Below are 12,122 nucleotides of genomic sequence, written 5' to 3' on the forward strand. Positions count from 1 at the left end.
GTCAGGTCTTTGTGCAGAACGCGAACAGGTTGACCTGCGCCTCCTCGGCGCGCACCTCGACGGAGGTGGTCCCGAACTTCGAGCGGGAGAACAGCGTCCTGAGATCATCCGAGCTGCGGTGGATCAACTCCCACTCGAGGACGTGATCCATGAAGGCCTTGCTCGGGTTGTTCACCCCGAAGTTGCCCACGACCGCGATGCCCCCGGGGAGCAGCTTGTCATGCATGCAGTTGAGGAGGCTCACGACGAGGTCGTCGCGCAGATAGTCGGTGAGCCCGATGCTGTAGATCATGTGCTGGGGCTTGAGCACCGTCCTGCCGCGGCCGTGGGCGAGCCGCACCACGTTGTCCTGGGCGAAGCTGAAGCGGTCCATGACGCCGAGATCCTCGGCGATGCCGGCGGCGTAGGCGAGGGCCTGGTTGTCGATATCGATGCACGTCGCCTTGATGTCGGGCGGCTCGCCCCCATCCGCGAAGAGGTCGAACAGCTCGCGGGCGGGCCCGCTCGCCAGGCTGGTCACGAGGACCGGGCCGGACCCGTGCACGTGGAAGGCCTCCCGGAGCGCGCGGCTCAGCACGCCCCGCCTGTTCTTGACGGCGCGGCAGGCCTCGATCGCGAGCCCCCACTGGTCGATGAAGCGGCCGAGGCGGCCGTCGCCGGCGGGCTCGTCGTTGTACATCATCTCGATCGTGTAAAAATCGCCCGCGTAGCCGCGCGGCTTCGTGTAGCACCGGTCGACCGTGCGGCTCAGCATGAAGAGCGAGAAGGTCTCGCGGAAGACGTAGGCGCCGATGCCCTTCTCGAGGTGGCGCTCGCGCTCGATGTGCTCGCGCAGCGCGGACACGATGGTCTGGCACGCGGCGCTCACCTTCTCCTGGATCTCCGCGTCGGGGTGCTTGGCCTCCTTGACCATCCTGTCGGCGATCATCATCTCGAACTTGAACTGTTCGACCGTGTCGATGAGCTTCGGAGGGATGTTGTTGGTGCCGGCCTGGCCCGTCCTCGCCGCGTGAAAGCGGTTGACCTGGGGCACGTCCTCGACGAGGAGCGGCGGGAGCATCGCGGTGTTCTCGCGGAGGCGCTGGGCGAGCATGATCGCGAGGGACTGGTAGAAGCGCGCGGCGAGGCCGGGGACGGAGGCAAGCAGCGAGTGGACATACGGGCCCTCGATGACGTCGAGGGTGCACTCCTCGCGGGCGACGACGGAGGCGCTCGCGGCGGCGCTCTCGAGGAACGACATCTCGCCGAAGATGGCGCCGGGGCCGAGCTGGCGGAGGGCCACGCCGCGCCCGAGGTGGGCGACCTCGACCCCGACCAGGCCGCTGCGCACGATGAAGATGCCCTGCCTGCGCGAGCCCTCCTCGAGGATCTGCTCGCCCGGTCGGTAGGTGACGCAGGTCGACTTCTCCAGCAGCAGCCGCTCGTCATCCTGGGTCAAGAACTCGAAACCTGTCGTCATGATGCCTCCCGACCACCGTGGGCGCCTCGGCGTCGCGGCGAGCCGGATCCCTCCCCGCCGCGGCGACAGGACGTCCACGCGTGCGCCCCTTCTACCACGACGCATCGCGACCTCGCTGGGGCATGGCGCGCCTCTCGAGGCCCAGCCCCGATCCGCGCCGCGGCGCTCAACGCGATAACGCGCGCGCGCCGCTCACGGCGGGGCGCAGGCCGCGAGGCCGCCGTCCTCGGCGAGCACCAGCACACAGTTGCGGAGCACATCCATTCCGGCAAATCCGTCCGACGGGCAGGTCCCCCTCCGCTGGCCGGGCAAGAGATCGAGTTCCGCGGCGGCGTCGAACCCCGCCAGGTGGAGGCGAGCGCCTGACAGCACCGGAACGGTGTGCTTGCCAGAGGCGGCGTAGGCGCTCCTGCCGCCGGTCGCCCGGTGCGACAGCCGCTTCCCCGCCGGCGCGGCGGCGAAGAGCGAGCTCTGTGACGCGCCCGAGTCGACCTTCAGCGTGACGGCGATCCCCTCGACGGTCGCCTTGACGGTGAGCTCGCGGCCCTGGTTCGGGCCGCCGCAGTGGCCGAGCTCCGCGATCGCGGCCTCGCCGAACCGCGCCCGGAGCGCGCGGGCGGCCTCGTCGAGCGGCGCCTCGGTCATCCGTCCCTCGCGCAGGTCGAGCACGACCGCGCGGCCCGGCGCGGCCAGCGCCTGCGGCGCGAGGACGCCGCCGATCCCGAGGCGCTGCAGAGCGTCGGGGACGGGGACGACGAGCAGCGCGGGGGCGTCCACCGCGCCCCACCCGGCGAGCGCGAGGGTCGCGCGCTCGATCCGGGAGACCGGCACGGGCCGGCCCGCGTGGTCGACCGCGACGTCGCCGGCGGCCGAGAGCGGCAGCCCGATCTCGTCGGCGAGCCAGCGGGCGATCACGTGGTGGGAGGCGCCGGTGTCGACGATCAGCGCGGTCGGCTGGCCGGCGACGACGGCATCGATGAGCGGCGAGGGGAACGGGCGGTCGTTGAGCTCGAACTGGAGGCTCGCCCGGCGCCCCGCGGCGCTCGCCGGCGCCGCCGGCCCCGCGCTCGCCGGCTCCGCGGGCGGAGGTCCGGGGGCGGCGTCGACGGCCGGCGCCGCGCCGTGCGGCGAGGCCGGCGCCGCGCGGACCGCGGCGGGCTCGGCGCAGCCGGCCCCCGCGAGCGCGACGGCCGCGAGGGGGATCGAGAGCGCGAGGGCCGCCCTCCCACGAGCGCGCTGCACCCGCATCACCCGCGCTCGGCCTGCCGCGGTGAGGGACGGCCCCGGCGCCGGGTCTCGCCGCGCTCGCCTCTCTCCGGAGAGGTGGAGAGTCTCTCGCGCATCGTCATCAAGCCATCCTTGGCCGGCGCTCGCCCTCGGTCAAGCGGGCTCTGCCGGTGACCCCGGAGCGCCGGTTGTCAGCCGGCTCGTCCGGCTTCAAGGTTTGCGCAGGAGAAGGCAAACGCATGATCCACATCGAGGCGAGGCACGTGATTCACTGCGACGAGGACCCCTTCTGGGCGCTGTTCTTCAGCGGTGAGGTCAATGAACGGATGTACCGCGACGTCCTCAAGTTCCCCTCGTTCGAGGTGCTGGAGCAGCGGGAGGACGAGCGCACGAGGGTGCGCAAGGCGACCGGGCAGCCCCGTATCCATGCGCTCCCGGCCGCCCTTCAATCGATGCTCGGGCCGAACTTTCGTTACATCGAGGAGAGCGTCTTCGACAAGACCGCGCGGACCTGGAGCTGGACGATGGCGCCGAGCCTGCTCCCCGATCGGCTGCGCAATTCGGGCACCCTGCGGGTCGAGCCGTCGGGCCCCGGCCAGGTGACGCGCGTGGCGAGCGCGACCATCGAGGCGAAGATCTTCGGCCTGGGCAGGGTGCTCGAGGGCATCATGGAAAAGGAGATGCGCGCCGGCTGGGACGACAGCGCGGCGTTCCTGAATCGATGGATCGCGGAGCACCCCGCCCGGGCGGCGGCGAGCGTTCAGCCGGCGTGAAGGGGGCGCGTTGTGCGCGGCCGACCAGGCCGAGAGGCCATCACGGAGCCAGGGCGGCGCCGAGGCGGCGCTCCACCTCGGCGCGGGTCGGATAGGAGGGCTGGCACCCCTCGCGCTCGACCGAGAGGCCCGCTGCCGCGATCGCGAGCCGCAGCGCGGCCTCGATCGCCATCCCGGAGGCGAGCCCGCCGGCGAGCACGCCCGCGAGCGCGTCCCCCGCGCCGGTCGTGTCGACGGCGCGGGCGGGCAGGGCCGGGAGCTCCTCGCCCGAGGGCAGCAGCACCGCGCCGCGGGCGCCGCGCGTGAGCACCACGCGCTCCGGCAGGTGACCGCGCAGCGCCTCGTGCTCGAGCTCGTTGACCACGGCGAGATCGAACCGGCGGACGAGCGCAGGGTCGATGGCGTTGACGGGCGATGGATTGCAGATCGACAGCGCGCCGTCGGCCCGCGCGGCCGACAGCACGCCGTCGATCGCCTCGGCCGGGATCTCGCCTTGACAGAGCCAGACCGAGGCCCCGCACGGCGAGGGCGGCGCGACGAGCGCGTTGGCGCCGGGGATCGCGAGGATCTGGTTCTCTCCGGCGTCGTCGACGCAGATCAGGGCCACGCCCGTCGTCGCGCCGCGGTGGACTGCCACGGTGGACTGGTCCACGCCGCATTCGGCGAGCGCGGCGGCGCAGAGCTCGCCGTGGGCGTCGTCGCCGCGCGCGCCCGCGAGCCGCACGCGGGCGCCGGAGCGCGCCGCCGCGACCGCCTGGTTCGCTCCCTTGCCGCCCGGCGCCACGAGGAAGCGGCGGCCCAGCACCGACTCGCCCGGGCGCGGCAGCCGCGGGCCGTAACCGAAGAGATCGGCGGTGATCGAGCCGCAGATCGCGAGCAACCCCATGTCCGCCGCATACCACGAACGCGGCGGCGCCGAGCCGCTGGACGGCGCCAATGCGTCGGCCTGCTCCAGGCTCAGCCGCCGAGCGCGCCGTCCATGGGGCGGGACCCCAGCGTGAAGAAGAGGAGGACGAGCAGCGTCGTGCGACCGAACAGCCATGCGAGCGCGCGCAGCGGCCATTTCTCCTGGCGCGCCGCCTCGCTCCGCGTCCCCTCGGCCAGCTCGTGCTCCCCTTTGCCGGCCCGCGAGGGCCTGTGTCTCCGCGCCCTGTCCCTCCTCTTCTGCGCCGACTCGCTGGCGACCTGGGCCGGCGAGCGCGTCGCCGGCCGCGGGCAGATCTCGGCGTCGAAGAGCAATGCGCCGTCTGGGGCGTAGCGCCGCGCTCCCGAGCTGTTCTCGAAGAGCCAGACGCCGTCGTCGACGGCGAGGAGCACGGAGTCGCGCCACACGCGGCCGGCCGGGCCTTCGAGGCAGGGGCGGAGCTCCTGGTCCTCCGGTCGGGCCACCCAGAGGCGACGATGGTTGAGCACCCCGACAAGCCCGCTCGGGCTGACCGAGAACGCGAGCCTGTCGAGCGAGCCGTCCTTCGGATTGACAAGGAACGTCCTGAGCGCGCCGCGCGGATCGACGACATCGAGCCTCACCCCGCGGTGGCGGGAGAGGACGCCGAGCCCGCCGCCGGGCAGGCGCCGGACGACCTTCACGCCGCGTCGGCCGAGGACCGCTCCGGGGAGCACGGCGGCGTCGCCTTGCACCACGGCGATGCGTCCCCTGTCGACCCGCAGATGAAGGCCGAGCGCGCGCGCCTCCCGCCCGTGGAGCGACGCGAGCATCGAAGAATCGCTGGTCGCCTGTTTCCCGAGGGAGGCGCCGGTGGCGCTGTGGAGCACCTCGTGTCCGTCTCGGGAGTAGAGGAGGATGCGCTCGCCGTCCGACGCGAGGCCGAGCGCCTGCTTCCCGATCTTCCCGGGCATGCGCTCGCGCCGGAGCCACCGCACCCGGAGATCCGGGCCGAGCGCCACGACGACGCGCTCATGCGCCTCGTCGTGGCTCCGCCGCGGCTCGGTCCACTCTCCGCTGGAGAGCGAGAGCAGGACGAACCCTCCGTCGTCGAGCGGTGCGACCCTGGGCGCCTCTCTCCAGTCGAAGAGCCCCTCTTGCACCGGGGCGGCGCGCCCGCTGACGGGGGCGAACCGCTCCGACGCGATGAGCCATGGTATCGGAGCGCGGTCACGGACGCGTTGCGAGGAGGTTTCGGGGACGTGCGGGGCCGCGGTGTCGGGGCGCTCGGCCGCGGCGCTGATCTCGGCCTCCTCTCCAAGGAGGAGCGCCTCGGGATCGAGGCCGGCGATCGGGATGGCCGCCGGCCAGCGGCGTCGCGCGTGCTGCGTCCCGCAGCTCGAGCACGAGAGGGGTGTGAGCGCGCCCGAATCCAGCGAGAGCGGCGCCCGGCAAGCGCGACACGCGGGCTTCGACCGAGAAAATTCGAGTGACAGTGACATCTCCTGCACGCGCTGCACCTCGCCCGGCAGCAGGCGCGCAGCGCGGTAGAGCGGTTCGCGTAGCATGCGATGCCACACGCGGTTTGCGATCTCGGTGAACGTGCCGCACACGGAGCAGAAGATCTTCGTGTCGACCCGGTTGATGGGCAGCGTCGCCTGGCAATACTGGCATCGCCCCCGCATCGTTACGCACAGCGCATCCACGGCAGCGTCCTCGCTTCTCGGCCTTCGTCCCGCGCGCCACGCCCGAGGACGGTGAATGATAAAAGCGACATCGGAGACGAGATGTCAAGTCACAGTTCCGCGAACCTGAGTTGGGCGGAACTGCAATGGAAGCTGCGCCGCGCTGGAATCCAGTCTGCCGGTTGCTCTCGTCGGTGGGTTATCGTCGTCGATGGCGCCCTTGCGCATCCACACGGAGCAGGTGCGCGATACTGCGGTTGCGGGACCGCGAGGGTGGCCGTTGAGGGGAGCCGGCGCGGTGATCCGTGGTAAGCATCTGTACAACAGAGTGCGTTTCGGAGGTGCGGCCGGGCTCCGGCGTGTCGTTTCCTGCCCCTGCTCGATGTGCCGGCGTGCATGTCCGGGCCGGCTCGAAGGCGGCGTGACGCTCGCTCTGCGATGCGCTGGAGCGGGTCGACGGGGCGCCGCCGGGCTCTCACGGCGTGCCTGGGCGCTCTGGAGGTGGGTGGATAAAGAGAGGATTCAACGCCAAGGCGCAAAGACGCAAAGACGCAAAAAAGAGAAAGAGAAGAGTGGGTAGGCTCTTCTCTCTATCTATATCTCTCTTTTTCTTGCGCCTTAGCGTCTTTGCGCCTTGGCGTTGAATTCTTCTCTCCTTCTCTCTTTGCGTCCAGGTGGCCTGCTCTTCGAGCGATCCCCGCTTCAGCGATGCCGACCCCCCCCGCGAGCGCCGCAGCATCCCTCGCCCCCCGGCTCGCCGGTCAGTCGGCGAGCCTCGCGGCCACGGCGTCCGTCTTGCCGGCCGCGAGCGCGCCGGCGCGGCGGACGACGCCGAGGAACTCCTGCTGATCGCCCTTGCTGGACGCCGCTGCCCTCGCGATCTTCTCGATGTCGGAGAGCCTCCAGGAGCGCGCATGCGGGCTGTGGCGCAGGATCTCGGAGAAGCCGGCCACCGCGGACGCGAAGCGGAGATCGGCCGGCGCCGCGTCGAAGCTGGGGGCGATGGCGCCAGGAGCCATCTTGACCAGCGTCTCCGCGGCCACGTCCGAACCGAGAGGCGCCTTGTGGCGGAGGCGCACGACGACCGGCGCCGCGCCCTCGCCCCGCTGCGCCGAGGCCTTGAGCTCGACGTCGTAGATGGCCGTCACGCTGTGCCCGGCGCCGATCTCGCCCGCATCCACCTTGTCGTTCCGGAAATCCCGGTCGGCCACGTCGCGGTTCTCGTAGCCGATGAGCCGGTAGCTCTTGACGAAGCTCGGATCGAAGTCGACCTGGATCTTCACGTCGCGCGCGATGACCTGGAGCATCCCGCCGACCTGCTCGGAGAAGACCCGCCGCGCCTGTGCCTCGCTGTCGATATAGGAGTAATTGCCGTCGCCCTGGTTGGCGAGCTGCTCCATCATGAGATCCTTGTAGTTGCCCTGGCCGAAGCCGATGGTGGACAGCGTGATCCCCTTGTCCCGCGCGCGCTTGATCGTCTTCAGGATCTCGTCGTGGGAGGTCGGGCCGACGTTCGCGTCGCCGTCGGAGAGCACGACGACGCGGTGGATGTGCCCCTTCACGAGCGTCCGCTCCGCCAGCCTGTAGGCGAGGTCGATCCCGCTCGCCATGGCGGTGGAGCCGCCCGCGCTGAGGTCCGCGATGGCAGCGAGGATCTTCCCCTTGCTCTCGATGCCTGTCGGCGCCAGCACCTCCCGCACGCTGCCCGCATAGGTGCAGAGCGCGACCGTATCCCCCGGCTTGAGCGACTCCGTGAGCATCTTCAGGCTCTTCTTCGCGAGCTCGATCCGGTCCGGCGCGTGCATCGATCCGCTTGTGTCGACGAGGTACACGAGGTGCACCGGCGTCCGATCCTTGACCGGCACGCGCTTGCCCTGGACCGCCACGCGCACGAGGTGGTGGCCCACCGTGAACGGCGAGGGCGCGGCCGCGAGGTGCACCGCGAACGGGCCCGTCGTGGGCGCCGCATAGCCGTAATCGAAGTAGTTGAGGAACTCCTCGGCGCGCACGGCCTGATAAGGGGGCAGCGCTCCGTCCAGGATCTTGCGGCGCGCGATCGCGTAAGAGGCCGTGTCCACGTCGATCGCGAACGTCGAGAGCCGGTCCTTCGCGGGGTCCTCGACCGGGTTGACGCCATAGTCGCGGTACGACTCGCTGCCCTGGGGCTCGGGCGCCGTGATGGCGACCGCCGCGGGCGGGGCAGCCTGCGCCGGGGCGGAGACCTTCTTGGGCGCGGGCGCGGCGCCGGTCGCGCGGCCGCGCGCCTCCGGCTTGGCGGCCGACGTCGCGGTGGCCGACTGGGCCACCCGCACCGGCGAAGGCGAGGCAGGAGCAGCCGCCACGGGCGGGGCGGCCACCGCGGGCGGGGCCCCGGGGGCGGCCACCTCGGCCTTCTCGTCCCGAGCGGCGGACGCGCGGTCCTCTTCTTGCGGAGCGTCGTACTCCGGCTGCATCGACTGCCCGGCGGCGGTGCCCGTCGGCACGGCCGCCGATGCCGCCGCCGCCGGCTCCAGGGCAGGCGCAGCGCCGCAGCCCACGAGGAGCGCGGCGAGGAGAGAAGGGGCGACGAGATCGAGGGGTCGGGTGCGCATGAGGTGTCCTCCTTGAAGGGGATCGCGAGCGCGGATCCCCGCAGTACGTTCTCGTGGGGCGGTCATCGCCGACCCCGACACAGGTCCTTGCGAGGGCCGCACGCGCGACCCCCCTTTGGCATCGTCCAGGGGCGAGACGGATCCCCCCGCCGCTCTCGCTGGGCGAAAGCCGCGTGTCGCCGGTTGTCCGGCGAGCCGACGGAGGGACCCTCGCGGCCGGGGCTCGCGGCGGCGGGCCCCCGGCGCGTCCGGGTGTCAGGGAAACGCGGTCGCCTCCGCCGGCTTACACCGAAAATCGAGGGCGCGCCGGCCGCGCGTGCTCCGTGCCCGGGACCGGGTGGCGCGGCGACGGTGCGACAGGCGCCGCCGCGCGCTAGATTGCGCTGGAACGCGGGAAGCCGGGGGCAGCGACAACCGTTCTCCTGTCTCCCCATCTCCCTGCTTGATTCTCCTCAGGAGGTTCCGCGATGAGCGCAACGAGCCGCGAGCGCTTCCAGTCCAGCCTGCGCCGCGCCAGGAAGATCGCCGTCCTGACCGGCGCCGGCGTCTCGGCGGAGTCGGGCATCCCCACGTTCCGCGGCGCCGGCGGGCTGTGGCGGCGCTACCAGGCGACGAGCCTCGCCTCGCCCGAGGCGTGGCAGCGCGATCCGGGGCTCGTGTGGGAGTTCTACAACCACCGCCGCGAGCGCGCGCTCGGCTGCCGCCCGAACCCGGGCCACCACGCGCTGGCGCGGCTGGAGGCGCGCTTTCGGGAGGCCGGCGGCGTCTTCACCCTGATCACCCAGAACATCGACGGCCTGCACGAGCAGGCGGGCGCGCGGGACCTGGTGCGGCTCCACGGCTCGCTGTGGCAGGTGCGCTGTCTCTCGTGCGGGAGCGTGACCGAGAACCGCGGCGTGCCCATCACACCCGCCTTCGCGGGCAGCGGCTCCCCCGATCCGGAGACCCGCGCCCGCCGCTTCACCGCCGCGGAGCTGCCTCATTGCAGCTGCGGCGGCGTGCAGCGTCCGCACGTCGTCTGGTTCGGCGAGGCCCTGAAGGAGAGCGATCTCGCCGCGGCGGCCGCCGGGGTCGACGGCTGCGATCTCCTGCTCGTGGTCGGCACCTCGGCCGTTGTCTATCCGGCGGCAGGCTTCGTCCCCCTGGCCAAGCGCCATGGCGCCCTCATCGCCGAAATCAACGTGGAGCCCAGCGCGGTCACCAGCCTCTGCGATTTCGTGTTTACCGGCGGCGCGGGAGAGATCCTGCCCTCGCTGCTCGACCTCGCACCGGCGCTCGCGCCGTGACGATCGCGGTCTGACCGGCGCGCAGCCGACGCGATGATCTCGACTTCTCTCCGGCGATGCGATCGCCCCCGGGCGCCCGCGCCGAACCCGGCGGGCGGCCTCCTCGACGGCAGGCCGGCGGCGTCAGCGCGACAGCGGCGAAGCGTGACGACGACGAGCGGGCGATACCAGCGGGTTGCGCAGCACGTCGCAGCGCGCGCGCGGTGCACGTCGCGCGCGGCGCGGCTCGTGCTTCTCCCGGGGTATGGAACAGGTCAACCGTGGGATTTCAGGGCTAACGTGGGCTGCGATCGCGCTCGTCGTGATCGGCGCCGTCAACTGGGGGCTTGTTGGGCTGTTCGAGTTCGACCTGGTCGCCGCCCTCTTCGGCAGGCTCAGCGCGATCAGCCGCATCGTCTACGTGCTCGTCGGGCTCGCTGGCCTCTACCTCCTCTACGCCGCAACCCAGCTCGGTAAGCGCACGCGCGTCACAACGACGCCGTGAGCGGCATCGCTCGACCGGGCGCACCGGCGCGAAGCAGGCGCGCCGTGGGCTCGATCCGGAGTACCTGGGAGTCGGGTGGCTCCCGAAGTCGTGGTCTGTGTCGGCGCGGGTCTTGCAACTCATGACGCCTGTCCAGACACCGGTCCGGAACCATGGAACAGCGAGCTCGGCGGCAACTCCCAGGGGCCCTTGTCGTTCGTCAGAAGGGTCGATCAGGCGGACTGGAGAGGTGCAGTCGTGTCCCGACGAGGCCGCAGCCGCGACGGACCCAGGAGTGACACCATGCCCAGCTCTCGAGAACCCGTGACCGCCCTCGTCCGCGACGCCGCCCGGCCGATGAGCGGCCGCGCGCGGGACCACGATGCCCTGCTCGACGCGATCGGCGATCGCCGCTTCGTCCTGCTCGGCGAGGCGACGCACGGCACACACGAGTTCTACCAGGCGCGCGCGCAGATCACGCGGCGGCTGATCGCCGAGAGGGGCTTCACCGCCGTCATCGTCGAGGCCGACTGGCCGGACGCCTACCGCGTGAACCGCTATGTCCGCGGGACGGACGACGACGGCAGCGCCGAGGAGGCGCTCGGCGGCTTCGAGCGGTTTCCTCGGTGGATGTGGCGCAACCAGGAGGTCCTCGGGCTCGTCCGCTGGCTCCGCGACCACAACGCCGGCGTCCCGCGCGGGCAGCCGAAGGCGGGCTTCTACGGCATGGACCTCTACAGCTTGCACGCCTCCATGGAGGCTGTCCTCGACTACCTCGACCGCGTCGATCCGGAGGCCGCCAGGCGGGCGCGGCGCCGCTACGGGTGTTTCGACCGGTTCAGCGAGGACCCGCAGGTCTACGGGTACGCGGCCGGCTTCGAGCTGAGCGGGTCGTGCGAGCGCGAGGTCGTCGAGCAGCTGATGGAGCTGACGAAGAAGCAGGCCGAGTATGCCAAGCTCGATGGGCGCGTCGCCGAGGACGAGTACTTCCAGGTCGAGCAGAACGCGCGGCTCGTGCAGAGCGCCGAGGAGTATTACCGCACCATGTTTCGTGGCCCCGTGTCGTCGTGGAACCTCCGCGACAGGTACATGGCCGGTACCGTCGAGGCGCTTGTCGCGCACCTCGACCGGTTCCACGCGCCCACCCGGGCCGTCCTCTGGGCGCACAACTCGCACCTGGGCGACGCGCGCGCGACGCAGATGGGCGAAGCAGGCGAGTGGAACGTCGGCCAGCTCCTGCGCGAGCGCTTCGGCGACGACACGTTCCTCGTCGGCTTCTCGACGCACACCGGCACCGTGATGGCCGCCTCCGCGTGGGGCGATCCCGCGGAGATCAAGCGCGTCCGGCCGTCGCTGCCGGGCAGCTACGAGCGGCTCTTCCACGACACGGATCTGCCGCGCTTCTGGCTCGACCTGCGGCCCGAGGCGGGCGCGCGCCGGGAGCTGGTCGAGGCGCTGCGCGAGCGCTGCCTCGAGCGCGCGATCGGCGTGCTCTATCTCCCGGAGACCGAGCGGGCGAGCCACTACTTCCACGCGAGGCTCAGCGAGCAGTTCGACGCGGTCCTCCACGTCGACGAGACGAGCGCGGTGCGGCCGCTGGAATGGACGGCCGAGCGGCGCGAGCCGGAGGCGGAGACGTACCCGACAGGGATGTGAGCGCCGGGAACAGGCGCTCTGGCGAGGGGAGGGTCGCGCCGCCCCCGCCCGCGCGCCGCCGCCGCGCGGCGCGTCTCGGGCTTTCGCGCTTGCCCGGAG

Annotated in this window: 9 protein-coding genes; 4 read left to right on the forward strand and 5 right to left on the reverse strand. The window is 71.9% G+C overall.

Annotation, left to right across the window (positions count from 1 at the left end):
* Position 1: 1 nt before the first annotated feature.
* A complete protein-coding gene (locus WME75_RS03545; protein ID WP_437486419.1) occupies positions 2-1,459 on the reverse strand; it encodes a cyclic nucleotide-binding domain-containing protein in 1,458 nt (485 codons plus the stop codon).
* 192 nt (positions 1,460-1,651) lie between these two features.
* The gene (locus tag WME75_RS03550) at positions 1,652-2,707 is read right to left on the reverse strand and encodes a retropepsin-like aspartic protease (protein ID WP_437486420.1); all 1,056 of its coding nucleotides are present in this window, start codon (positions 2,705-2,707) and stop codon (positions 1,652-1,654) included.
* A gap of 218 nt (positions 2,708-2,925) precedes the next feature.
* On the opposite strand from WME75_RS03550, the gene WME75_RS03555 reads away from it, so the two are divergent.
* On the forward strand, positions 2,926-3,459 hold the full coding sequence (locus WME75_RS03555) for a DUF2505 family protein (protein ID WP_437486422.1): 534 nt from the start codon (positions 2,926-2,928) through the stop codon (positions 3,457-3,459).
* Positions 3,460-3,499: 40 nt separating this feature from the next.
* On the opposite strand, the gene WME75_RS03560 is transcribed toward WME75_RS03555, so the two are convergent.
* The 3 genes from WME75_RS03560 to WME75_RS03570 all read right to left on the reverse strand — a co-directional run bounded on the left by WME75_RS03560 (position 3,500) and on the right by WME75_RS03570 (position 8,618).
* On the reverse strand, positions 3,500-4,345 hold the full coding sequence (locus tag WME75_RS03560; RefSeq protein ID WP_437486424.1) for a ribokinase: 846 nt from the start codon (positions 4,343-4,345) through the stop codon (positions 3,500-3,502).
* A gap of 71 nt (positions 4,346-4,416) precedes the next feature.
* The gene (locus WME75_RS03565) at positions 4,417-6,048 is read right to left on the reverse strand and encodes a hypothetical protein (RefSeq protein WP_437486426.1); all 1,632 of its coding nucleotides are present in this window, start codon (positions 6,046-6,048) and stop codon (positions 4,417-4,419) included.
* Between the two features lie 740 nt (positions 6,049-6,788).
* Complete coding sequence (locus WME75_RS03570) at positions 6,789-8,618, reverse strand: vWA domain-containing protein (RefSeq protein WP_437486428.1); 1,830 nt, start codon at positions 8,616-8,618, stop codon at positions 6,789-6,791.
* Positions 8,619-9,085: 467 nt separating this feature from the next.
* On the opposite strand from WME75_RS03570, the gene WME75_RS03575 reads away from it, so the two are divergent.
* The 3 genes from WME75_RS03575 (at position 9,086) to WME75_RS03585 (ending at position 12,023) form a co-directional block, all read left to right on the forward strand.
* Positions 9,086-9,904 (forward strand): SIR2 family NAD-dependent protein deacylase, encoded by an 819-nt coding sequence (locus tag WME75_RS03575; protein WP_437486430.1) that lies wholly within the window; start codon positions 9,086-9,088, stop codon positions 9,902-9,904.
* A 244-nt stretch (positions 9,905-10,148) separates the two neighbouring features.
* Complete coding sequence (locus tag WME75_RS03580) at positions 10,149-10,388, forward strand: DUF378 domain-containing protein (RefSeq protein ID WP_437486431.1); 240 nt, start codon at positions 10,149-10,151, stop codon at positions 10,386-10,388.
* A 282-nt stretch (positions 10,389-10,670) separates the two neighbouring features.
* A complete protein-coding gene (locus WME75_RS03585; protein ID WP_437486433.1) occupies positions 10,671-12,023 on the forward strand; it encodes an erythromycin esterase family protein in 1,353 nt (450 codons plus the stop codon).
* The last annotated feature ends 99 nt before the right edge of the window (positions 12,024-12,122 follow it).

It is taken from the genome of Sorangium sp. So ce1014, from assembly GCF_051521505.1.
GTDB lineage: Bacteria > Myxococcota_A > Polyangia > Polyangiales > Polyangiaceae > Sorangium.